Origin of the sequence: Roseobacter sp. (genome assembly GCF_045106495.1) — a bacterium.
Taxonomy (GTDB): Bacteria; Pseudomonadota; Alphaproteobacteria; order Rhodobacterales; family Rhodobacteraceae; genus Roseobacter.
Genome location: NZ_JBGCEQ010000011.1, coordinates 49,544 through 73,033 on the forward strand (window position 1 = coordinate 49,544; position 23,490 = coordinate 73,033).

Sequence of the window (23,490 nt, forward strand, 5' to 3'; positions counted from 1 at the left end):
GCGCGACACAGAATTGACGCCGGTGATCCTTCATGAAATTCACGCTCTCTTGGTTGAAAGACCATCTGGACACGACTGCAACGCTCGATGACATCCTTTATGCGCTGACAGACCTTGGTCTTGAAGTGGAGGAGGTCGAAGACCGCGGGGCAAGCCTGCGCGATTTCACCATTGGCTTTGTCAAATCGGCCGAAAAGCACCCCGATGCGGATCGCTTACGCGTGTGCCAGGTCGAAACCGACGAGGGTGTTAAGCAAATTATCTGTGGCGCACCGAATGCGCGGTCCGGTATTACAGTCGTTGTTGCGAAACCCGGCGTATACGTGCCCGGCATTGATACAACCATCGGCGTTGGCAAGATCCGCGGCATAGAAAGCTTCGGCATGATGGCTTCCGAGCGCGAGATGGAACTCAGTGACGAACATGATGGGATCATCGAATTACCGTCGGGCGAAGTTGGCCAATCCTTTGCAGACTGGTTGTCAATAAACGACCCCGCAAAAGTTGACCCGGTCATCGAGATTGCAATCACACCGAACCGTCCTGATGCCCTTGGCGTGCGCGGCATTGCACGCGACCTTGCTGCCCGCGGCTTGGGAAACTTGAAAAACGGTGATGTGGATGCGGTGCCTGCAGAATTCGCTTGCCCCGTCACAGTCACCATCGAGGGCGATACTCTGGATCAATGCCCTGTATTCTACGGGCGCGTCATCCGCGGCGTGACGAATGGGCCATCGCCTGCCTGGTTGCAAGATCGCTTGCGTGCGATCGGGCTGCGGCCAATTTCTTTTCTTGTTGATGTGACCAATTTCTTCACTTTTGACCGCAACAGGCCGCTGCATGTCTTTGATGCGGACAAAATTGCCGGCAATGCCCTGCTTGTGCATCGCGCCAAAGGCGGCGAAACCATGACCGGTCTGGACGAAAAAGAATACACCTTCGAAGAGGGCATGACTCTGATATCAGACGCCAATGGCGTAGAGAGCATCGGTGGTGTGATGGGGGGGATGGCCTCCGGTTGTACGGAAGATACTTCAACAGTGTTTATCGAAGCTGCGTATTTTGATCCCGTGCGCACCGCCTTTACGGGTCGTGCACTCAAAATCAATTCCGATGCGCGCTACAGATTTGAGCGGGGGATAGACCCTGCCTGGACACCCTATGGCATTGAGCATGCTACCCGGATGATTCTGGATCACGCAGGGGGCGAAGCCTCCGAGGTGATCGTTGCGGGCAAAGTACCGAACACAGACCGTGCTTACAAACTTGATGCTGCCCGTGTGCGATCGCTTGTCGGTATGGATATTCCCGAAAGCGAGCAACGCCAGACTTTGACCGCCTTAGGCTTCATTCTCGAGGGCAACTTGGCGCATGTTCCCAGTTGGCGCCCGGATGTTCAGGGTGAAGCCGATTTGGTGGAAGAGGTTGCGAGAATTGCGTCTCTAACGCAACTACAGGGAAAACCGCTTCCCCGGATGACAGATGGCGTGCCGAAACCCATCCTTTCACCGATGCAACGCCGCGAGGCAATTGCCCGCCGGACATGTGCGGCTTTGGGGTACAATGAGTGTGTCACTTATAGCTTCATAGATCAGGCCTCTGCGCTCCTCTTTGGGGGGGGCGATGACGCCACGCGTCTCGAGAACCCGATCAGCAATGAAATGAGTCACATGCGGCCTGCTCTTTTGCCCGGGCTGCTTCAGGCTGCAGCTCGCAATCAGGCTCGGGGGTTTTCCGACTTGGCGCTTTTTGAGGTCGGACCCGCTTTTCATGGTGGCGAACCCGGCGACGAGCATGTGCTGGTATGCGGGCTGTTGGTTGGCCGTACCGGGCCAAAAGACGTGCACGGATCATCACGTGGCGTTGATCTTTATGACGTGAAGTCGGACGCGGAAGCAGTGCTTGGTGCGATGGGTGCGCCGACCAAGGTCCAAATCCTTAGGGGTGCGGCGGATTGGTGGCATCCTGGACGTCATGGGATGATTTGCCTTGGGCCCAAGAAGGTACTGGGGATCTTCGGTGAAATACACCCACGCGTGCTTGAAACTATGGGTGTCAAGGGTCCTGCGATGGCGTTCACATTATGGCCCGCTGAGGTACCACTGCCGCGCAAAACTACGGCAAACCGGGGCGCTTTGGACATCAATGATCTGCAAGCCGTCGAGCGAGATTTTGCATTTGTTGTCGATGCCAAAGTCGAAGCACTGACCTTGGTAAATGCTGCTATGGGTGCAGACAAAGAGCTGATCGAAGATGTGCGAGTTTTTGACGAGTTCATCGGTGGCAGCCTGGGCGATAACAGAAAGTCCCTGGCGCAGACCGTGCGGATGCAACCTGTTACCGCAACACTCAAGGACAAGGACATTGAAGCCGTAAGTGCAAAAGTTGTGGATAAGGTCCAAAAAGCCACGGGCGGTGTTCTGCGCGACTAAAACGGGGCGTGCATCAGGAGGAGAAAAGAATGACGTTAAATGTCTATCTGTCAGGTGAAATTCACACCGACTGGCGAGACCAAATTATGAAGGGCGCGGCGGAACTGGATGTTGCATTTGATTGCCCGGTTACCGATCACGCCGCAAGCGACGATTGTGGTGTTGCCATCCTGGGTGCGGAAGACAACAAATATTGGCACGATCACAAGGGCGCCATGGTCAACGCCATCCGCACGCGCAAGGGGATTGCGGATGCAGATGTGGTGGTTGTCCGATTTGGCGATCAATACAAGCAATGGAACGCGGCCTTTGATGCCGGTTATGCGGCCGCTTTGGGCAAATCGCTGATCATTTTGCACGGCCCTGACCACGCGCATGCTCTTAAAGAAGTGGATGCAGCGGCATTGGCTGTTGCACAGGAGCCCGCTCAAGTCGTCGAAATATTGCGATACGTCCTGACGGGCGCCCTGCCTCAATAAACGCGGGTTTTGGCATTGTGGCCTGAAGCCCGCACTATTGAAGGGCTAGCAGGGCGTTCAAGTCACAGTGCTATGATTCAGGCCGGCGTGCGAGGGGGGATCTGCAGACCTTTGACAATGGCCGGTCTTTCCAGAAACCGATCCAGATAAGCGGCGACATTTTTGTATTCAGAAAATCCAACCGCTTCCTTTGCGCCGTAAATTTCCAGGGCACGCAACCAGGGTGCGATCGCTATGTCTGCGATTGAATAGTCGCCCGCTATCCAGGTTTTTCCTTCGACCGCGCCGTCCAAAACGTTAAGCAGTCGTTTCGCCTCACCCAAATATCGTTGCTGAGGGCGTTTATCTTCCCATTTAGATCCGGCGAATTTGTAAAAGAAACCCAATTGCCCAAACATGGGACCTAGGCCCCCCATCTGGAACATTAACCATTGGAGGATATGCGCCTTCTCTGTCGCGGTCGAACCCATTAATTTCCCTGACTTCTCAGATAGGTAGATCAAGATTGCTCCGCTTTCGAACAAAGCCAAGGGTGATCCGTCGGGACCATTTGGATCAATGATCGCGGGAATTTTGTTGTTGGGGTTCAATGATAAAAACTCAGGGCTTTTCACATCGGTGTCCGACAGGGTCACGGTATGCGCTTCGTAGGGAATACCCATTTCTTCCAGTGCGATCGATATTTTGACGCCATTCGGTGTAGGGAACGAATAAAGCTGTAAAACGCTGGGGTCCTTTGCCGGCCATTTGTCGTTTATTTTGAAATTTGACAGGTCGCCCATTTGGCGTCTCCTTTTGAAGGTTACGGGTAAAACCTAGGCGGATTTCCCCGCAAAAACAGTCTCGCGCGCGCGCAGCAATATGTTAACACGTGCACATTGGGCAAAACCGCTCAGAAAAAGCCCGCAACTAACGCGAGAGGGAGAGACATGATCAAGGAATTCAAGGACTTTATCGCCAAAGGCAATGTCATGGACATGGCTGTTGGCATTATCATCGGGGCCGCATTTACAGCTATTGTCACGTCGCTTGTAGGCGATTTGATTAACCCAATAATCGCACTTTTTACCGGTGGGATCGATTTTTCGGGTTGGTTCTATGTGATGGGCGACGAGAGTTTTCCTTCCATTGAGACGGCCACAGAAGCTGGTGTGCCTGTTTTTGCGATCGGCAAATTTGTCATGGCGGTCATGAATTTCATGATTGTCGCATTTGTCGTCTTTTTGTTGGTCAAGATGGTCAACCGCATCAAGGAAGGCGCTGAAAAAGAAGCTGAAGCAGCTCCGGAAGAGCCCAAAGGACCGTCCGAGCTGGATGTTCTTTTGGAAATCAGAGATTCTTTGAAGAGTTCAGGCAGCTAAGTTCAAGGACGAAAAGGGACCCGCGACACGCGCGTTGCGGGTCCTTGGAGGCACTACAACACAACGATCTGCGTTTCCGCACCTTTGTTGCGCAACGAATGGGTCTCGACCAACTCAGGGTCGTCGATCCAGGCCTGAGCCGCACCTCGATCCGGGAAGGTCAAAATCGCAACGCCGTCCGGCAGTGGTTTTTCTCCTTCCAGGCGTTTCAGATCGGTGGAAGCCTGCAAGATCGCGCCACCATGGCGTGCCAGCGCGGCGCCGGCTTTTTCGCGATAGGCAGCAAGAGCTTCCGGGTCTTTTAGTTTCAAAGTCGCAACGGCGTGGGCAGTCATTTCATTTCCTTTTCTTTCGATTACGTGTTCGGAAAATAAGGCCGGCCTTTCTGTGCGGTAATACCTCAACATTGCAACCACGATGTGCAATAACGATCATTATGTTGGACTGGAATGATCTGCGATACGTTTTGGAAACCGTACGACACGGCGGTTTGAGTGGTGCGGCGCGCGCTTTGAAAGTGAACCATGCCACTGTCTCACGTCGGATTGTTGCGGCTGAGCGTTCCATGGGTGCGCGACTGTTCGACCGCGCTCCGGGTGGATATCGGCCAACTGACGCTGGAAGAGAAGCTGCCCAAATCGCGGAACGTATGGAAACCGCCAGCCACGAATTGAGCCGAAGCCTCAGTGCACGTGATCAACAACTCAGTGGCGTTTTGACCATCACGGCCCCGCAGTTACTGGTTGAACGTATGCTGGCCTCTATCGTAAAGGATTTCATTGCAGAATACCCGGCAATTGAATTGAAGATCATTGCCGCTAATCGAGAGTTGAACTTGTCGGCGCGTGAGGCGGACATCGCTTTTCGCATTTCCGACACTCCGGGTGACACGTTGGTCGGGCGGCGTGTCACAGAGCAGTCGGCGGCTGTTTATGTGGGAAAGAAGCAGGCCGCGCTTCTGAAGGCTGATCCATCGATACCTTTGGATTGGATACGTTTTGCCCATTGGCCGGGCCCGCCCGACGTATTGAAACTGGCTTGGCCCAACCGGCGCGTAACACTCACAGTCGATGATATGTACGCAGCTCTTGCCGGTGTCCGCGCCAACATTGGCGCAACTCGGTTGCCTTGTTTTTTGGGGGACAGCGAACCCGAGATGGAGCGGTTGGCGCGCGTGCCTCTGATGCCCTACCGTCCAATCTGGGTGCTCACACACGCCGATCTGCGCGCAACGCGCAAGGTGACGACGTTTACGGATTTCGCCGCCACTAGAATTCACGCGATGCGCCCAGCTTTTGATGGCCGTGGCCTGCAATTGGGGCGCTAGTTTTTGACCGCGACATTTGGCGAGACGACGTCGATCCCAAGGGCTTTACCCACAGCATAGTAGGTCAATTGACCGGCATGGATGTTCAGCCCGTTCATCAAATGTGGGTCATCGATGCAGGCTTGCCGCCATCCTTTGTCGGCCAACGCCAACATGAAGGGCATGGTTGCGTTACTCAGAGCGATGGTAGAGGTACGCGCGACAGCTCCGGGCATATTCGCAACGCAGTAATGCATGATGCCGTGGACATCGTAGATCGGGTCCTGATGGGTCGTGGCTTTCGAGGTTTCGAAACACCCGCCCTGATCAATGGCCACATCCACAAGAGCGGCACCCGGCTTAAGCATACCGAGCTGTGCGCGGCTGATCAGTTTGGGTGCGGCGGCACCCGGGATCAATACCGCGCCAATGATCATATCTGCTGCTTGTGCCAGTTCGATGGTGTTGCCTGCCGACGCGTACGACGTTTTGAATGTTCCGCCAAAAACGTCATCGAGATACCGAAGCCGCGACAGGGATCGATCGAGCACGGTAACATCCGCGCCCATGCCGGCCGCGATTTTCGCAGCATGCGTGCCGACAACACCGCCGCCGATCACGACGACGCGCGCAGGACCGACGCCCGGAACTCCGCCCATCAAAACACCACGCCCGCCGTTGGCTTTCTGCAATGTCCATGCGCCAACCTGGGGTGCGAGGCGACCTGCGACTTCAGACATTGGCGCGAGTAACGGCAATCCGCCACGGTCGTCAGTTACGGTTTCGTAGGCAATACAGGTTGAGCCGGAAGCCAACAGATCGTTCGTCTGCTCGGGGTCTGGTGCGAGGTGCAAGTATGTGAAGAGCAATTGTCCCTCACGCAACATTTTGCGTTCACCGGACTGGGGTTCTTTTACTTTCACAATCATGTCCGAAGCGTCAAAAACATCGTCAGCGGTTTCGAAGATGCGTGCGCCGGCAGCAACATAGCTCGCGTCATCAAACCCCGCTCCAACCCCTGCGCCAGTCTGAACAACAACCTCGTGGCCGTGATTGACGGCTTCTTGTGCGGCATTGGGCGTGACGCCTACGCGGAACTCTTGCGGTTTGATCTCCGTTGGACAACCAATGATCATATGTTCTCTCCTCCAAAATACTAGTCGAATGGATACAGGAAACAGCGCGCAATATAGTATCAAAGGCACCTCGCAATTTGTGGAATTGTTCGGATATAGTTGCGCAAGTTTTGAGATTCTTCGAAGGATTTTGCACACGTGAGCTTGGACGCAACAGATCGTCGTATTCTTCAGCAATTGCAGCGCAAGGGCCGAATGGCAAACGCTGAATTGAGCGATTCCGTTAATCTTTCGCCCTCAGCATGTCATCGCAGAGTTCAGAGATTGGAAAAAGACGGCTACATACGCGACTACGTGGCGCTTCTTGACGCGCGTAAGATGCGGGTGCCAACGACCGTTTTTGTCGAAATTACTTTGCAAGGCCAAACAGACGAAGTGCTGGACGCCTTCGAAAAGGCAGTACGTCGCATTCCGGATGTATTGGAATGTCACCTAATGGCAGGAAGCGCCGATTACCTTTTGAAAGTAGTAGCCGAGAATACCGAAGACTTTGCACGCATTCACAGGCAGTATTTGGCCCGGTTGCCTGGTGTTGGGCAAATGCAGTCAAGTTTTGCATTGCGCACCGTTTTCAAGACAACGGCATTGCCCGTCTAGGGTTGGTTTTCCTGAACAGCATTTCTCGGCAATTGTTTGACCGTTGGACTATTTGACAAATAGACGGGTCCTTTTTTGAGCGCACCTCTGCAAATCTTAAACTGATACAACTTGCGATTCCAAGTTTTAGATCTCCAACACGCAACAGATCAAGGAAATCCAAGCTCAAGCTAACCCATCCGGGAACTACTGTCAGGGCTGCACTGGTAACGTTAAAATGCGAAGGCACGGCGAGCTAATCTGCCAAGTGTCTTGGGATTTGACCAACGAAGATTGAAACGTGGACACAGACCTCGCCCTACGGTGTTTCAGGTTTTTCGAACGTAGCAAATGGAACCTAGTCCGAACCGTCAAGAATTAGGTTAGGGGCTTTCACGCCAAGTTCGAGTGCTTTGCTCCAACAAAGTGTTTTTTCTGGGCTACTGACTTTCTGGGATGGCAAACAAGCCGCTGGTTCCATTAGCCAATTCTGGATACCTGTTTGTGAACAAACTATCCGCGTTGCATTGATCTCACTTTTTTCGTTTTACAACGGGACCAAAGCGCCTCATGGCTTCGCGCTTGTTTGCGACGCGGCACCTCTTTTGAAGTTCCGGCTTCCAGCTTTTTGGTAACCCAAGTGATTAAGCGTAGATTGGCTCGGCCCTTGCGCTTCTATTTTCTCCTTTGAAAGACTGCGCATTTTGTTAGTTGCAAAGAGGGATGTTTTAGTCGTTTGGTCGCGTCCGAAAATTCAGGTAGCCATAGTCGCAATTGGCCAACGTTCCATCATTTCGTCTAGTCCAAAATACTTGGACCTCGTAAGCGATCCCTATCACCATTCGCGAGCGGCCGCTCACAACTATCTTCAAAAACAGGAACTTTGGGGTTTTGCGTCACAACAGCCAGGATGTATATACGCCAATTTTTTGATTTTAAATGTAAAAATCGCACAGCGGTTGGAATAAATTGAGATCTTTGACAACTAAGGACTCTACGCCAACTCATCCATTGGCAGCATCATTCTGCTTGGGTGCAGCTAGTGCTTTACGTGCTTGATCCGCCGGCATGGGCTTGCCGAAATAAAATCCCTGATACTGGTCGCATGCCAGCTGGTCCAGCATTGTATAGTGGCTCTCAGTTTCAACACCTTCGACGGTCACTTTCATGCCCATTTTGTGACCGAGAATGACAATCGTTTCTATGATTTCGCTGTAACGCTCTTTATCAAAATCGAAGCCCTCCAAAAAAACGCGGTCAATCTTTAACTTGTCAAAGTCATATTTCCAAAGGTAACCCAAACTGGAATAACCAGTTCCAAAGTCGTCCATTGCAATCGAAATTCCGAGTTGTTTCAAGCCAACCAATTGGTCAGAAACGCGTTCTTCATCTGCCATCAACAAGCCTTCCGTGACTTCGAATTCCAGACGGCTTGCAGGAAAGTTAAACTCATTCAAAATGTCAGAGACTTGTTCTACCAAGTCTCCTTGTTTGAATTGCGCAGGCGACAAATTTACGGATACAAAAATATGTTCTGGCCATGTCTTTGCGTTTGTTATGGCGCTGCGCAGCACGAAGGATCCGATTTCTTGAATCATACCGGTTTCTTCGGCTATCGGTATGAATTCATCGGGAGAAATAGGTTCCCCATCCTTCCCATTTAACCGTAGCAGCGCCTCAAAACCGACGATTGTTTTCTTGTTTGGATCGGTGATTGGCTGAAAAACAGCTTCGAATTGCGCGTTTGCCATAGCTTCTCGCATCCGCGCCTCAATTTCCCGTCTCCGGATCATTGCGGTATCAAGCTCTGGAAAATACTCCACCATGGTATTTCTGCCGGTGGATTTTGCGTGATAGAGCGCAAGGTCAGCGGCGTGCAAGGCGTCCTTTTTGGAATCGCTACGTTCGGCAAGATAGTACCCAATACTGACACTTGCTTGCATAGTCGTACCCTTATACTCGAAAGGTGCTCTTGCTTCGCGCAAGATGTTTTGTCCGATACTTTGCATCATTTCAGTATTTGCCTTGCGAACTGCGACAACAAATTCGTCGCCGCCCATGCGACCTGCCAAGTCTCGAGAACCTACGTTTGACAAGATGATTGAACTGATGAATTGCAGATATGCATCGCCAAACTCATGGCCATATTCATCATTCACAGATTTGAACGTATCTATGTCGAGGAAGAAAATTCCAACTACTTCATGGCCACCACGATCAACAAACAGTTGTCTGCATTCTTGCGTCATTGTGTGACGATTGAGCATGCCGGTAAGTTGGTCAAAACGCGAAAGCAGAGCAACCCGTCTGGTACGCGCATGTGCTTGCTCGCGTTTCATCACATAGGCGAGCGCTGGCATAGCATATAAAACTGCACAAAGCACGGGGATGGCCCATCCAAACGCAGTCATTACTTTTGTATAAACAGCAGCGCTCTTGGACTTGTCCAAAAACAGCCCGACCACCCCTATCGGCGTGCCATCTGCGCCGACTGCTGGAACCATTGCTTGAACAAAAACGCTGGGATCGCTGGAGGAGGTCGATCGAGTGATGATTTCGATCAAAGGGGTGCCTAAGCTCAAAACACGCTTCGCATCATCATTCTGGCCACCCTGACTTGATTTTTCGGCAACTCCGAAATCGGTTGAAAAAATCAATCTTCCCTCAGGATCGAAAACGGTGAATGAATGTACTTCGGAATACTTGATCGCAGAATTCACCACCTCTTGCTGACCCGCGGACAGGGCGCCGCGTTCGACGATTGAATCCAGCTCCGTCAGTTCAGCTATGAAGTGCGAAGCCCATACCATTGCGGCGTCTTCTGCTTTTGCAAGGATCGTTTTGCGTACTGCCCAATCCATCGAAGCGTGAACACCGAGCAGTATCAGTGCCGTCAGCATACAAACGAACAGCAGTGGCATTTGGCTGCGTTTCAAAAACGAGCCCTCATTATCAGTAGTTGAATAATATTTTTCGGCTGCCACACCGGACCTCGCGAACACATACTGAGGTCATGTCATAAAGGTGGATCGTTAACAGTGCGTGGTCTCGATCTGAGAGCATGACAGAATTTTAAGCAAAGTTTTATGTTATCTTCTTGGTGTTGCCCAAAAAGAAACCCCCGCATGAATGACACACGGGGGCTTAAACTTTCGACCTATCGGAGCAAATGACTTACATCATTCCTTCGCGTTGGGCCTTTTTGCGCGCCAGCTTACGGGCGCGACGGATCGCTTCAGCTTTCTCGCGTGCTTTTTTCTCGGACGGCTTCTCGAAATGCTGCTTTAGCTTCATTTCACGGAAGACACCTTCACGCTGTAGCTTTTTCTTCAGGGCGCGGAGCGCCTGATCGACATTGTTGTCGCGAACACTAACCTGCATGTGGTTTTCACCACCTTTCTAAGTTGAGTTGCAAGGATTTGCAGGAAGTGGGCATATAGCAACCGTACGCTATCTTGTCCAGTGTAACGCCCGAACAAGCCCCGGAGAAATGACATGACAGTACCTTACGAGACAGCAAAGACACAGCTTTTGGATGCGGCTTTGTCCCATGTTCCATTTGATGGTTGGTCCGAAGCCACATTTCAGGCGGCGATTCGCGATACTGATATTGCGCCCGCTGTTGCGCGGTCAATTTGTCCGCGCGGTGCCATAGATCTGGCCGTGAGCTTTCACCATCGTGGGGATGAGGCAATGCTAGAACGCATTAAGTCAGAGAACATGACGCACTTGAAGTTCAGCGAGAAAGTGGCTGCGGCGGTGCGCTACAGGATTGAAGTTGTCTCTGACAAGGAAGCCGTCCGTCGTGGCACCACTCTGTTTGCTCTGCCCATGCATGTCGCAGAGGGCGGCAAGCTGATCTGGGGCACAGCGGACCATATCTGGAGCGCCCTGGGCGATACATCTGACGACGTGAATTGGTACACCAAGCGCGCCACGCTCAGTGGTGTGTACTCGGCGACAGTGCTGTATTGGTTGGGTGACGACAGTCCCGACAGCAGCGCAACATGGGAATTCCTGGATCGCCGCATCGCTGACGTGATGCAAATCGAGAAATTCAAATCAAGCGTGCGAAAAAACCCTGTACTCAGCCGTCTTTTGACTGGCCCCAACTGGATCATGAGCCAAATCAAGGCACCCGCAAAGATGCCCAAAATGGATTTACCCGGTAGTTGGACAGCGCCGCGCGATTGATCTGCGTTATCGGCAACCACAATGACCGTCGTTTCGGGTTCAACAAGGATTTGCCAGATATGTTAGAAGTCCTTCGGTCGATTTGCCATTTCGGTTGGTCCTGCTACGGATAGGCAATCAAAAAGGACTTCGGATATGGCTCAAATGATGCGCGCGGTAGAAATCACAAGCCCCGGTGGCCCGGATGTGTTGCAACTCACCAAGCGCGAGATACCGGAACCGGCCTATGGGCAGGTGGTGATCAAGGTAGCCTGGGCGGGTGTGAATCGACCGGACGCCTTGCAGCGCGCAGGGCTTTACGCGCCGCCACCCACAGCGAGCGATCTGCCTGGTTTGGAGGCCTCCGGCGAGGTTGTTGCCCTTGGCGCCGGTGTATCAGGTATAACCCTAGGCGATCTCGTTTGTGCCTTACTGCCCGGGGGGGGGTATGCAGAATATGTTGCGACGCCCGCGGCACATTGCTTGCCAATCCCGGATGGGATGGGGTTGAAAGAAGCGGCTTGCCTCCCGGAAACCTATTTTACAGTTTGGTCGAATGTATTCGCCCGAGGTGGCCTGAAAGCGGGAGAGCGTTTTTTGGTGCACGGCGGGTCATCGGGCATCGGAACAACCGCGATTCAACTGGCAAACGCCTTTGGTGCAAGGGTTTTTGCAACGGCAGGTTCATCGGAAAAGTGCGATGCTTGCACGGCTTTGGGCGCAGAAATTGCCATCAATTACCGCGCTCAAGATTTTGTTGAAGTTGTGCGAAGAGAAGGGGGCGCTGATGTAATCCTCGACATGGTCGGGGGCGACTACATTCCACGCAATCTGAAAGCCTTGGCTGATGATGGCAGGCTGGTACAGATCGCTTTTCTGGGTGGTCCAAAAGCTGAGGTCAATTTTGTTACGTTGATGACTCGGCGTTTGACCATGACGGGCAGCACTTTGCGCCCGCAAAGTGATTTGGCAAAGGCGCGGATAGCTGAAGCGTTGCGAGCCTCGGTATGGCCTTTGCTGGCGGCTGGAACGGTCAAGCCGGTGATGGATCAGAGCTTTGACCTGGTAGATGCCAACCAGGCACACGCGCGTATGGAAAGTTCAGGCCATATCGGCAAGATCGTTTTGCAAGTAAGCGGATAGAATTGCCCTGAAGCCACGTTACAACCGATCCTCAACCTCTCGAAAAGGAGACCAAGCCCATGGCAAAAACAGTCATGATCGAACGCAGCGGTGGATCAGAGGTGATGGCGCTTTGCGAGCTTGACATCGGTGCGCCTGATCCGGGCGAGGTGCGCATTGCGCATAAAACCTGCGGACTGAACTTTATCGACATTTATCAACGCAGCGGTCTTTATCCGCTGGAGCTGCCCCATGCGTTGGGTATGGAGGCAGCGGGGGTGATTGAAGCCGTCGGGGCGGGTGTGAACCACTTGAAACCGGGTGATCGTGCGGCCTATGCCGCGACACCTCCCGGCGCTTATGCAGAGGCACGCGTTATGCCCGCCGCGCAGGTGTGCCAACTCCCGGATGGTATTTCCTTTGATGAAGCGGCGGCGATGATGCTCAAGGGCATGACCGTTGAATATCTGTTCCACCGCACCACTCCGATTGCAAAAGGAGACACTGTTTTGTTTCACGCGGCCGCTGGCGGGGTCGGGTTGATTGCTTGCCAATGGGCGCGGTCAGAGGGAATAACGCTGATTGGAACGGCGGGAACGGATGAGAAATGCGCGCTCGCATTGGCGCATGGCGCGACGCATTGCATAAACTACCAGACCGAGGATTGGGCCGCACAGGTGCAAGAACTAACACAAGGGCAGGGCGTTGACGTGGTCATGGACGCAGTGGGTGCCGATACGTTCGAGGGGTCGCTCGACAGCCTCAAGCCTTTGGGAATGATGATCTCCTTTGGCAATGCCTCGGGCCCGGTACGCCCTTTCAATCTGGCCGTTTTGGCGCAGAAGGGATCGTTGAAAATCACCCGGCCGACGCTCTTTGCGCATATCAATGATCGCGCGACCTGTCAGGACATGGCAGATCACCTTTTCAGTAAAGTGTTGTCAGGCGATGTCAAAATCCGCATCGATCAGCGATTTCCACTCCAAGATGTGCGTGCGGCCCATGATGCATTGGAGGCGCGCCGTACCACTGGGAGCACTGTGCTGGAGATATAGGTTTGCTTACCGGACCGGTGTGAAAAGCGCCTTTGTCGCGGTGCAGTCCTTCGCCACATCCGGGCCACAGCCGCGAGGTTCAAGTTCACGCGTCAGGCAAATCCGCGCTTCCTGGATGTGATTATCGCGGCATGTGATGGTGATACCATCCGTGGCCAGATCGGGGTTGTCGCGCAGAAAGGCCTCTTCGACCACAGAAGCAGGCAATCTAACCGCATCCTCCAGCTTGCGAAAAACCTCTGGCCTTTTGATACGCCCGTAGGCTTCGCGGGACAGGGCATAGTAGCCAGACGCGTCCAAGCCGGTGCAGCGGCCGTGTTTCTTCCATTGATGCCAGGCCAGCCCGGATGTGCCCATGATGTCCGTCATGGCGGTGGTCATGCCCCGCGAGGGATTGCGTTCGGACGTGTTGCAATAGGAAGGATAGCCGCGCTCGAACTGTGGCCAAAGCCCGTGCAAGATCCAGCCATGGTCTTCGCGGGAATCGCACTGCGGCGAGTTGCGGGCGTCGCCTTCCAGCACGCACCAGTTCGGCGACCAACTCAGGCTCAGCACATAGTAGTCAAACTCGCCTGGTTTTTCTCCGTCGGCCATTACTGGCAACGCCATCATCAGCCATATTATCACTGTGCGCATTGGGTCTTTCCTTATGTCACGGTCCGACCTATATAAGCCACAAGTTCCCCAACAATGGAAACCGTCCCAGACCACCGGGACAGCCTTTTCAGGCGACGGGAGAATTGCGGGCCAAGGTACAAGAGACAGGAGACCGACAATGGCAAAACCGATCATGGCAAAAGCCACAGCCGTCTGGCTGGTGGATAATACAACCATCAGCTTCAAGCAGATCGCCGATTTCGTCGGCATGCATGAGTTGGAAGTGCAGGGCATAGCGGACGGTGATGTGGCGCAGGGCGTCAAGGGTTTTGATCCGATTGCCAACAACCAGTTGACGCAAGACGAAATCGATGCGGCCCAGGATAGCGTCTTGCACAAGCTGCAGTTGAAGTTTAACGCAGCCGCTCAAGGCGAAGAAAAACGTCGGGGTCCGCGTTACACCCCATTGTCCAAGCGTCAGGATCGACCGGCTTCGATTCTGTGGTTGGTCAAGTTCCACCCTGAACTCAGCGATGGTCAGATCAGCAAATTGGTGGGTACGACAAAGCCGACCATTCAGGCGATCCGGGAGCGGACGCATTGGAATATTTCCAACATCCAGCCAATTGATCCGGTGGCCTTGGGGCTTTGCAAACAAACCGAACTGGACGCAATTGTTCAAAAGGCGGCGGCCAAAAAAGCCGCCGATGCACCGGTCATGAGCGATGATGAGCGTCGCAAACTCGTCAGTACCGAGCAAAGCTTGGGCATGGATGCCGAACCAAAAATACCTACAGCAATCGAAGGGCTGGAAACATTCACACTGTCTGGTAACGACAATGTGGCAGACGAAGAGGAATCGGCTGGCGACTTCTCTGATGCAGATAGTTTTTTCAACTTGCCTGAGGGTACTCACGACGAAGACGAAGAAGAGGCGAAGCGCGACTAACTTCGTGTTTTGAGATTTATGGAACCGGCGTTCTTGAGCGCCGGTTTTGCTTTTGCAAGTTAAAGTGTGCCACCGTTGATAGACATCAGACGTGTCACGTCTTTGGCATGCGGTGACGACAGAAACATTCAGTGATCTATTCGGCTTGCTTCAATCGGGCAGTCATGTGCCTTTGAACCCTTTAGTGCAAAGCAGATCGTTTCGTGGGATTTTCTACGAAATCACGAGGTGCACTCAAACTCATCCGTTTTAAGGCAAGGCCAAAATCCGATGCAAGTGAGGTGATAAGCGGCGCCACATCAGGGCGCACTAAAAGTGTTGCGATCAGCATGGCATCTTCCCGGTCGCCGTAGACTACCGTCGCAATGAAATTCGCAAAGCAAGCTTCGTCGGACCCGAGGCAAGCGCAGGTTACCGAATGCCGCATCAATTGTCTACGGCCGTAGCGCGAACAGGTTTTACATAATTCATCGAATGATTTCAGTGCTTTGCGACCATGAGCAGGGCCGAGAGCCGCAGCCAGATCATTCCACACTTGAGTTTGCGATTCAGGGCCATCGCACCAAAGCCTGAGGTATATGACGGTCGCGGCTTCGATGCCGTCCAATTCGGAAATGAAACCGACGGATGTGCCGCCACGTTTGTCCTGTGCTGTTTTCATGCGCCTGCTTTCAGAGGATCCATTGGTTATTTGCTTCCAAGACTGACTCTTCCAAATCATCTATCCGAGGCCTGCATGTGGGGCTGCAACGGCTTTACCGCTTCGGCGCGAACTGCACAGCTTGGTTTTGACCATAGTCAGGGAACTGCTTGCGGTTGCTCGGAGGGGTCATTTGAGGTCCAGACAGAAGCGTTTGTGTCTGGCTTGCCACGTATTGATGGCGAGTGGCTTGACGGTAATAATTATCTGACAGAAATAGTAAGGAATGTCAATCGTATGTGCCAGGTGAAAATGCGGCAGGGGTATATGATCACAATTCGCTTGACAGCCTGTACGTTTCCTAAAATGCTGCACGTACGTTACCGGTAACTTAAAATCTGGCGACGGGTGGAGGAGAGGACAAAGTCACCAACCGGGCTGTTGTAGCGCGGCCGGTGCAAATGACTGGCGCGTGGCTGTCTGGTTTCTTCCATCGAATGTAATGAAGAGGCAACTTGGGAGCGCCGCAATGTCTGATCCTGCACCTATTATTGAAATGCATGGCATTACGAAACGCTTCGGTGGCGTTACCGCACTGCGCGACGTTGATCTGTCGGCATATGCCGGTGAAGTTTTGGCGATTGTTGGCGACAATGGGGCGGGTAAATCGACTCTGATCAAAGTATTGACAGGCGTATACCAACCCACAGAAGGGCATATGACATTTGACGGAAGCCCGCTGGTTATGTCCAGCCACGCGGATGCGATCAGCAACGGTATTGATGCGGTGTATCAAAACCTTGCCATTGCCGATCATCTGACGCCGGCACAAAACCTGTTTTTGGGTTCTGAGTTAACCAAACGTGTGATGGGCGTTCCGATTTTGGACAATCGCCGCATGACCGAACAAGCGACCGTAGTTCTAAAGGACAGACTGGGTGTGCAACTCAAAAGCATGGATGTTCTGACGGAGAGCCTGTCAGGCGGGCAACGTCAGGCAGTGGCCATTGCCCGCGCCGTGCGGCACGATGATTTGCGAATATTGGTCATGGACGAACCAACGGCAGCTCTTGGGCCGCAGGAAACGGCGCGTACTCTGAAGCTGATCGATGTGCTCAAAAATCAGGGACTCGCCGTCATTGTCATCAGTCATGCGCTCGACGACGTTTTTGAAATCTCAGACCGAATCCACGTGATGCGCCGCGGTGAATGTGCCGGGGTCGTCAAGACAGCAGACACCACGACCGAAGAGGTTCTGGGTCTGATCACCGGTGCAAACCTGACGCAAGGAGGCGCCGCAGCATGAGCGACACAGCAACCCATCCCAGCATAGCATCTCGGATCGAACCCTATATGGGCATTTTAGGGCCTATGGCGATGATCGCTATGATTGCGCTTTTCATGGGTGCGGTGGAGCCCGCCCGATATTTTCGGATGTCCAACATCAACCAGATCCTGTTGGATGCCGCGCTCTATATGCCGATGGCGATGGCGATGACCTTTGTCATCACCCAGCGCGGGATTGATCTGTCGATTGGCTCTGTCGCGGCCTTGTCCGCCATCATGATGGCATTTTTGATTAAACAATATGACTTTCCGGCCTGGGTTGCGGTTCTGATATGTCTCCTGCTGGGGGCAGCCATGGGCTTGATAAACGGACTTGTGATCACCGTTTTTCGGGTGCCGGACTTGATTGGGACACTGGCCATGGACCTGGTTTACCGCGGTTTTGCGCTGGTTTTGGCCAAAGGTCTGGTGCTGGCACGTTTTCCGGATCTGATCACTGAGATCGGGCGCGGACAGGTTTTGCAATTCCTGCCAACACCGGTTGTCATCGGTGTGCTGACCCTGATCGGCGGTTATGTCCTGTTGCGTGCTACACATTTTGGACGCTACACGATCTCAATCGGCTCAAACCCGGAAGCGTCTGAGATGACGGGCATCAGCGTCGATCGTCACCGCGTCTATGCCTATGTTCTGATGGGCACGATGGCCGCTCTGGCGGGCCTGATGTTGACCGGTAAACTGAACGCGGTACAAGCGACATCGGCGCCCTATTTTAACCTGCACGTCATTGCGGCGGTGGTCGTGGGGGGGACATCGCTCTTTGGCGGGCGCGCGTCGATGATCGGGTCGCTGGCGGGTGTTTTGTTGTTGTCGATGATGATCAACGCGCTTGTGACATTGCGGATTGAGTTCTTTTGGCAGTCGGTTGCATCCGGTGTTGTCATCATTCTGTCGGTAGCGATCTACACTTGGCTGCAAAAGAAAGACCGTGATGGCAGCGGCGGTTGGGCAGCGGCGATGGCCAATCCCGACAATCGCAAGATCGGGATCCTGGCGATTGGTCTTTCGGTTGCCATTCTCGCACTCTTGGCGTTCGGCGCGCTCTTTGGAGTGCCTGCCGCCGTCTAAATTATCCATACAACCGGGGAAAATCCCCATTCATCACCATGGGAGGTATCATGATGAAATCTTATCTAAGCATAGCGACTTGCGCAGCGGCTCTGCTGGTCGGCCATATGGCAGTCGCCGACGGGCATCTGCCGCTGAAAACCCTGCCGGACGACGGCGAACGGGACTATTGGGTGCCCGAACAGGTGAATGCAGAGGGTGCGCTCGATGCTCTGCAAGCTGTTGTCGGAGCCGAGGCCGTCCCTTTCAGTGGCAGTCTCGAGAACCCGATCCAGATTGCTCTGATCTACCCTTCGGCGGACACTTCAGATTTTTGGGCCCGCAATTACCTTGCCTTGATCAAACGTTTGGATCAGCTCGGAATAGCGTATGAAACAACTGAATTTGCGTCGCGACAGATCGAACACTCACTGCAATCGACATATGCGTCGCAGGTGGATCAGGACGCGGATCTCTATGATTTTGTGATTTTTGGCCCGTCAGAACTGGCGACGCAGGCCGACAATATCGACAAGCTGTCGGGCAACGCAGATCTGACCACCTTTGTCTGGGCATTCCACACACCGCTGACCTATCTGGAAAACCAGCCGGCGAATTGGTTCGATTTCTCATCTGCATTTGGTGCGCTCAAGATGTGCGACTATATGCTCGAACGTCTGGGAAATGACGTCACCTATGCGATGAACCGGGGCATTCCCGGGATCACGGACAACCAGCGTTCAGGTGATTTCAAGGATTGCGTGGCCGAGAAAGGCAACTGGAATGCGGTCTATGAGCACTATGGCGAGTACCAGCGCGAAGGTGGATTTGAGGGCACCAGCCTGATCTTGCAAGCCTACCCAGAAGCCAAAGTCATCCACAACGCCAACACTGCAATGGCCATGGGGTCTGTTGAGGCTCAGGTTGCTGTAAGCGCTGAAAAAGATGTGTTCTCCACAGGGTGGGGCGGCACGGGTCTGGAGCTAGACGCGATTCGTCGCGGCGAGCTTGATGCGACACCGATGCGTATGGGGGATGACGTTGGCGCGGCAACTGCCGAGGCCATCAAGTATCACCTCGAAGGCCGCGGATCAGAACTGCCCTTCGTATTCCTGGGTCGGATCACCATTGCCCACGATGAGATGAGTGTTGATGAAATCGACGCTCTGGAAAAGGAGGCATTCCGCTTCTCTGGCGTCGGCGCTCTGGATCGTTGATCACAAACTCATGTCCCCGACTTTCGGGTTGGGGACATGCTTGGATAGGTCTGCAAGGTTGTGCGATTAAGGGCTGTTCGAGGCTAAAAGCTACGCCGACCTTATGTCTGTTTTAAATTAGATTCTGGTTTGGCTTCTCACATCGGCTTTTGGGCGAGTCAGGTGGTTTTTTGATTGCCATTGCATCATTGGCTGGTTCATTTGCAAAGCCGATAACCACTGCCGACAACAAGGGGAAAACAGTCACCTTTGTCCCATGGAAACGTTCGTTTTCGATGCTATAGGTTTGTCATCTGAAACAAACCAAAGAGCCATCACATGACAAAAAAACTAATTGCAGAATTCATAGGGACATTCTGGCTGGTTCTGGGGGGCTGCGGCGCAGCTGTTCTGGCGGCAGGCGTCCCGGATGTCGGTATTGGCTGGCTGGGTGTCAGCTTTGCTTTTGGACTGACTGTTTTGACCATGGCATATGCAGTTGGCCATATTTCCGGTGGCCATTTCAACCCGGCTGTTTCCCTTGGTCTCATGCTGGCAGGGAAATTCGAGTCAAAGGAACTGATCCCCTATTGGGTCGCGCAAGTGGCAGGTGCAATTGGTGCTTCGGTGGTTCTATACCTCATCGCTTCGGGTCTACCTGAATTTGCCGCGGGCGGATTTGCTTCAAACGGCTACGGTGACGCCTCGCCACAAGGCTACTCCATGACGGCAGCGCTCGTCACTGAGGTTGTGATGACCGCGTTTTTCCTGATCATCATACTCGGTGCGACATCGGCCGGTGCACCAGCTGGTTTCGCGCCCATTGCGATTGGTCTCGGCCTCACATTGATCCACTTGATCTCGATCCCGGTGACCAATACCTCCGTCAATCCAGCGCGCTCTACCGGTGTCGCACTTTTTGCGGAAGGTCCGGCAATTTCACAACTTTGGTTGTTCTGGGTAGCGCCGTTGATCGGGGCGGCATTGGGCGCTCTCATCTGGCGGGCGATGTCCACTGATGACTAGAGATCTTTGCGCGCGCGCATGGCGGCTGTGATGGTGCCGTCGTCAAGATAATCCAGTTCGCCGCCAATCGGTACGCCTTGCGCCAGTGACGTGAGGCGTACCTGTCCTGCAAGCTGGTCGGCGATGTAATGCGCCGTGGTTTGCCCGTCTATTGTGGCATTCAAGGCCAGAATGACCTCGGAAATATTTTCACCTGGCACCCGATCGATCAATCGCGGAATGCGCAGTTCTTCCGGGCCAATGGCGTCCAGCGCCGAAAGCGTACCGCCCAGCACATGATAGCGGCCCTTGAACACTGCAGCGCGTTCCATCGCCCAAAGGTCGGCGACGTCTTCCACAACACATAACTCGCCGTTTGCGCGTTTCTCGGACGTGCAGATGTCACAGATATCTAGTGTCCCGACATTGCCGCAGTTCAGGCACTCGCGTGCGGTCGCTGCAACGATTTGCATGACATCGGCCAGAGGTGTGAGCAAAAGGCTGCGTTTACGAATGAGATGGAGCACTGCGCGGCGGGCGGAACGCGGGCCAAGACCCGGCAGCTTGGCCATCAGATCAATCAGCGCATCGATGTCCTTGGTGCTGCTCATTTAAGGTAGCGACCGAGTTTGAATGCGGCAGCTCGGAACCGCTTCCGGTGCAGATCTACTGTCAAGAAGTGGCGCTGGGTTCTCACCACAGCCTCGTTAAAAAGGCAGCTTCATGTCTGCGGGTAGGCCCAGACCTTCTGTGAGTTTCCCCATCTCTTCCTGCGCACGCTCGGAGGCTTTGGTTTGCGCATCCTTGATGGCGGCCAGGATCAGGTCTTCCACCACTTCTTTGTCGTCGCCATTGAAGATTGACGGATCAATATCCAGAGTTTTCAATTCTCCTTTTGCGGTGCAGGTGGCCTTGACCAAACCCGCGCCAGAAGAGCCCTCGACCGTGATGCTGGCCATGTCCTCTTGCAGTTGGGCCATCTTGCCCTGCATTTCCTGCGCTTTTTTCATCATGCCGGCCATATCGCCGAGGCCACCTAATCCTTTGAGCATTTTCTTGTCCTTGTTGAGGGTCTGTTTCTAGTTATATGCGGGCTGGTGCGTGCCGGGGCAAGGGGCCCGCGAAAAAGCGCTCAATCATCCTCAAATGGATCCCACTCGTCTTCCACTTCGGGTAGCGCCTCTTGCACGGCTTCGGCCGCGAGCTGGTCAGGTGTTCGAATATCCTTGATCTTGGCCTTGGGAAACTGTGCCAGTACCGCTTGCATCAAGGGATGTTCTTTGGCAGCTGTTTCAAGCGCATATTTCTTGGCGTTGCGCACTTCGTCGATGGTCTTGTCACCGCCCTCGCTGACAATTGTCACTGCCCAGCGGTTGCCTGTCCAGACTTGCAGGCGTTGCCCGAGACGCTGCGCCAGATCGCGAGGGGCGCTCTCGGTCGGCTCGAACTCAATTCTTCCAGGTTGATAAGATGCCAGACGCAGATCGGTTTCAACGTCGGCCAATAGTTTTCCATCCCGATTTGCGCGAATGAGTTCTACAACATGATCAAAGGTGGGAAATCTGGCCAGAGCCTTCTCCACATCAATCGCTTGCGCCGTCGCAGGTCCCGCGCCGCCCATGGCGTTTGTTCGGGCCGGTGCGATGGCTGAGACCTCCCCGCCCGCGGAACGGGCGCCTTGGCTCTGGGTAGTCCCACTGCTGCCATCACGCGGCGCAGGTGTCGCAGGGGGAGTCGATCCCCGCAGTTTGCGCACCAGCTCTTCAGGGCTGGGTAGGTCAGCCACATGGGTAAGACGGATGATTGCCATTTCTGCGGCCATCATCGCATTCGGTGCACTCGCCACTTCGTCCAGTGCTTTTAGCAACATTTGCCACAACCGCGTCAGCACACGCATGGGCAGGGCTTCGGCCATGGTCAAACCGCGATTGCGTTCGTCTGGCGAGACCGTCGGGTCTTCTGCGGCTTCCGGCGTGATCTTGACCACAGAGACCCAATGGGTGATCTCGGCCAGATCGCGGAGCACGGCCATCGGGTCTGCACCTTCTGCGTATTGCGAAGACAACTCCGTCAGTGCCGCAGCTGCATCGCCTTTCAGAATCATATCAAATAGATCAAGGACACGTCCCCGATCCGCCAACCCTAACATGGCCCTTACCTGCAGCGCGGTGGTCTCACCCGCACCATGGCTGATGGCCTGATCCAGCAAAGATGTGGCGTCGCGCGCAGACCCTTCTGCCGCGCGGGTGATCAAGGCCAGCGCGTCATCGGCGATCTCGGCGTTTTCTGATGCCGCGATTTTGCGCATCAAGGCGATCATGACTTCAGGTTCAATACGCCGCAAATCAAACCGTTGGCACCGTGACAGAACGGTCACCGGGACTTTGCGGATCTCGGTTGTCGCGAAAATGAACTTAACATGCGCTGGTGGCTCTTCGAGAGTTTTCAACAAGGCATTGAAGGCACCTGTACTCAACATGTGAACTTCGTCGACGATGTAGACTTTGTATCGTGCGGATGCGGCGCGGTAGTGAACGGAATCTATGATTTCCCTGATGTTGGCGACACCGGTGTTCGACGCAGCGTCCATTTCCATTACGTCAACGTGGCGCCCTTCCATGATCGCTGTGCAATGTTCGCAGACACCGCAGGGCTCTGTGGTTGGACCGCCGGTACCATCCGTCCCGATGCAATTCATGCCTTTTGCAATGATACGCGCCGTGGTGGTTTTACCCGTGCCGCGGATGCCGGTCATCACGAAAGCCTGAGCAATACGATCTGCTTCGAACGCGTTTTTCAGCGTACGTACCATCGCGTCTTGACCCACAAGATCGGCAAAGGTTTCAGGCCGATACTTGCGCGCCAACACCTGGTATTCATCTTTTTTGGTTTCGGTCATGCAATTGCCTTGCGCCATGAGATTCGGCATTTTCGCGACAGGCTAAGCGCAGCGATCAGAGAGGTAAACCAGTGCGATCAGAGAAAGGTACCATTGGAAGACCGATCACCCGGGGGACTGGCGCAAGCAATCGGCGACTTTGATGCGCTTTACATGCACTTTGATTTCAG

The 23,490-nt window shown here is 53.8% G+C and carries 23 protein-coding genes; 13 read left to right on the top strand and 10 right to left on the bottom strand.

Going from position 1 to position 23,490, the window contains the following annotated elements; all coding sequences use genetic code 11:
* The first annotated feature begins 32 nt into the window (after positions 1-32).
* Positions 33-2,432: a phenylalanine--tRNA ligase subunit beta gene (pheT, locus tag AB8B75_RS08730; RefSeq protein WP_405361465.1), complete on the top strand. Its 2,400-nt coding sequence runs from the start codon at positions 33-35 to the stop codon at positions 2,430-2,432.
* A 29-nt stretch (positions 2,433-2,461) separates the two neighbouring features.
* A complete protein-coding gene (locus AB8B75_RS08735; RefSeq protein ID WP_405361466.1) occupies positions 2,462-2,911 on the top strand; it encodes a YtoQ family protein in 450 nt (149 codons plus the stop codon).
* A gap of 77 nt (positions 2,912-2,988) precedes the next feature.
* On the opposite strand, the gene AB8B75_RS08740 is transcribed toward AB8B75_RS08735, so the two are convergent.
* On the bottom strand, positions 2,989-3,693 hold the full coding sequence (locus AB8B75_RS08740) for a glutathione S-transferase family protein (protein ID WP_405361468.1): 705 nt from the start codon (positions 3,691-3,693) through the stop codon (positions 2,989-2,991).
* Positions 3,694-3,840: 147 nt separating this feature from the next.
* On the opposite strand from AB8B75_RS08740, the gene mscL reads away from it, so the two are divergent.
* The gene (gene mscL, locus AB8B75_RS08745) at positions 3,841-4,272 is read left to right on the top strand and encodes a large conductance mechanosensitive channel protein MscL (protein WP_405361469.1); all 432 of its coding nucleotides are present in this window, start codon (positions 3,841-3,843) and stop codon (positions 4,270-4,272) included.
* A 53-nt stretch (positions 4,273-4,325) separates the two neighbouring features.
* Here the strand turns inward: mscL and AB8B75_RS08750 are convergent, their stop codons facing one another.
* Complete coding sequence (locus tag AB8B75_RS08750) at positions 4,326-4,607, bottom strand: DUF1330 domain-containing protein (protein WP_405361471.1); 282 nt, start codon at positions 4,605-4,607, stop codon at positions 4,326-4,328.
* Between the two features lie 101 nt (positions 4,608-4,708).
* Here AB8B75_RS08750 and AB8B75_RS08755 point away from each other — a divergent pair, with 101 nt between their 5' ends.
* A complete protein-coding gene (locus tag AB8B75_RS08755; RefSeq protein WP_405361473.1) occupies positions 4,709-5,599 on the top strand; it encodes a LysR family transcriptional regulator in 891 nt (296 codons plus the stop codon).
* Here AB8B75_RS08755 and ald read toward each other — a convergent pair.
* Positions 5,596-6,714, bottom strand: coding sequence for an alanine dehydrogenase (gene ald, locus AB8B75_RS08760; RefSeq protein ID WP_405361474.1), 1,119 nt, complete (start codon positions 6,712-6,714; stop codon positions 5,596-5,598). The genes AB8B75_RS08755 and ald overlap by 4 nt on opposite strands.
* Positions 6,715-6,852: 138 nt before the next feature.
* On the opposite strand from ald, the gene AB8B75_RS08765 reads away from it, so the two are divergent.
* Positions 6,853-7,311 (top strand): Lrp/AsnC family transcriptional regulator, encoded by a 459-nt coding sequence (locus AB8B75_RS08765; RefSeq protein WP_405361475.1) that lies wholly within the window; start codon positions 6,853-6,855, stop codon positions 7,309-7,311.
* A 983-nt stretch (positions 7,312-8,294) separates the two neighbouring features.
* Here the strand turns inward: AB8B75_RS08765 and AB8B75_RS08770 are convergent.
* Together AB8B75_RS08770 and rpsU are read right to left on the bottom strand one after the other, a co-directional pair.
* On the bottom strand, positions 8,295-10,274 hold the full coding sequence (locus AB8B75_RS08770; RefSeq protein WP_405361476.1) for a putative bifunctional diguanylate cyclase/phosphodiesterase: 1,980 nt from the start codon (positions 10,272-10,274) through the stop codon (positions 8,295-8,297).
* Between the two features lie 190 nt (positions 10,275-10,464).
* The gene (gene rpsU / locus AB8B75_RS08775) at positions 10,465-10,671 is read right to left on the bottom strand and encodes a 30S ribosomal protein S21 (RefSeq protein ID WP_007118112.1); all 207 of its coding nucleotides are present in this window, start codon (positions 10,669-10,671) and stop codon (positions 10,465-10,467) included.
* Positions 10,672-10,785: 114 nt separating this feature from the next.
* Here rpsU and AB8B75_RS08780 point away from each other — a divergent pair, with 114 nt between their 5' ends.
* The 3 genes from AB8B75_RS08780 to AB8B75_RS08790 all read left to right on the top strand — a co-directional run bounded on the left by AB8B75_RS08780 (position 10,786) and on the right by AB8B75_RS08790 (position 13,640).
* On the top strand, positions 10,786-11,484 hold the full coding sequence (locus AB8B75_RS08780) for a COQ9 family protein (RefSeq protein ID WP_405361478.1): 699 nt from the start codon (positions 10,786-10,788) through the stop codon (positions 11,482-11,484).
* Positions 11,485-11,619: 135 nt separating this feature from the next.
* Positions 11,620-12,606 carry an NAD(P)H-quinone oxidoreductase gene (locus tag AB8B75_RS08785; RefSeq protein WP_405361479.1) on the top strand — a complete coding sequence of 329 codons (987 nt, stop codon included), beginning with the start codon at positions 11,620-11,622 and terminating at the stop codon, positions 12,604-12,606.
* Between the two features lie 59 nt (positions 12,607-12,665).
* A complete protein-coding gene (locus tag AB8B75_RS08790) occupies positions 12,666-13,640 on the top strand; it encodes a quinone oxidoreductase family protein (protein WP_405361480.1) in 975 nt (324 codons plus the stop codon).
* A 6-nt stretch (positions 13,641-13,646) separates the two neighbouring features.
* Here AB8B75_RS08790 and AB8B75_RS08795 read toward each other — a convergent pair whose 3' ends face one another.
* Positions 13,647-14,276, bottom strand: coding sequence for a ribonuclease T2 family protein (locus AB8B75_RS08795; protein WP_405361481.1), 630 nt, complete (start codon positions 14,274-14,276; stop codon positions 13,647-13,649).
* Positions 14,277-14,415: 139 nt separating this feature from the next.
* Here AB8B75_RS08795 and AB8B75_RS08800 point away from each other — a divergent pair, with 139 nt between their 5' ends.
* Positions 14,416-15,186 (top strand): DUF1013 domain-containing protein, encoded by a 771-nt coding sequence (locus AB8B75_RS08800; protein ID WP_405361482.1) that lies wholly within the window; start codon positions 14,416-14,418, stop codon positions 15,184-15,186.
* Positions 15,187-15,367: 181 nt separating this feature from the next.
* Here AB8B75_RS08800 and AB8B75_RS08805 read toward each other — a convergent pair whose 3' ends face one another.
* Entirely contained in the window at positions 15,368-15,847 is a 480-nt protein-coding gene (locus AB8B75_RS08805; RefSeq protein ID WP_405361484.1) for a hypothetical protein, read from the bottom strand.
* A 508-nt stretch (positions 15,848-16,355) separates the two neighbouring features.
* On the opposite strand from AB8B75_RS08805, the gene AB8B75_RS08810 reads away from it, so the two are divergent.
* The 4 genes from AB8B75_RS08810 to aqpZ all read left to right on the top strand — a co-directional run bounded on the left by AB8B75_RS08810 (position 16,356) and on the right by aqpZ (position 20,442).
* The gene (locus AB8B75_RS08810) at positions 16,356-17,132 is read left to right on the top strand and encodes an ATP-binding cassette domain-containing protein (RefSeq protein ID WP_405361486.1); all 777 of its coding nucleotides are present in this window, start codon (positions 16,356-16,358) and stop codon (positions 17,130-17,132) included.
* Entirely contained in the window at positions 17,129-18,241 is a 1,113-nt protein-coding gene (locus AB8B75_RS08815; RefSeq protein WP_405361487.1) for an ABC transporter permease, read from the top strand. The genes AB8B75_RS08810 and AB8B75_RS08815 overlap by 4 nt, the downstream gene beginning before the upstream one ends.
* 50 nt (positions 18,242-18,291) lie before the next feature.
* On the top strand, positions 18,292-19,437 hold the full coding sequence (locus tag AB8B75_RS08820; RefSeq protein ID WP_405361488.1) for a substrate-binding domain-containing protein: 1,146 nt from the start codon (positions 18,292-18,294) through the stop codon (positions 19,435-19,437).
* Positions 19,438-19,755: 318 nt separating this feature from the next.
* Complete coding sequence (gene aqpZ / locus AB8B75_RS08825; RefSeq protein WP_405361490.1) at positions 19,756-20,442, top strand: aquaporin Z; 687 nt, start codon at positions 19,756-19,758, stop codon at positions 20,440-20,442.
* On the opposite strand, the gene recR is transcribed toward aqpZ, so the two are convergent.
* The 3 genes from recR to AB8B75_RS08840 form a co-directional block, all read right to left on the bottom strand.
* Positions 20,439-21,032, bottom strand: a complete 594-nt coding sequence (recR, locus tag AB8B75_RS08830; protein WP_405361491.1) for a recombination mediator RecR — start codon at positions 21,030-21,032, stop codon at positions 20,439-20,441. The two genes, aqpZ and recR, sit on opposite strands and share 4 nt — an antisense overlap.
* Positions 21,033-21,128: 96 nt before the next feature.
* On the bottom strand, positions 21,129-21,473 hold the full coding sequence (locus AB8B75_RS08835) for a YbaB/EbfC family nucleoid-associated protein (RefSeq protein ID WP_405361493.1): 345 nt from the start codon (positions 21,471-21,473) through the stop codon (positions 21,129-21,131).
* Positions 21,474-21,553: 80 nt separating this feature from the next.
* Complete coding sequence (locus tag AB8B75_RS08840) at positions 21,554-23,320, bottom strand: DNA polymerase III subunit gamma/tau (RefSeq protein ID WP_405361495.1); 1,767 nt, start codon at positions 23,318-23,320, stop codon at positions 21,554-21,556.
* Positions 23,321-23,490: the final 170 nt, after the last annotated feature.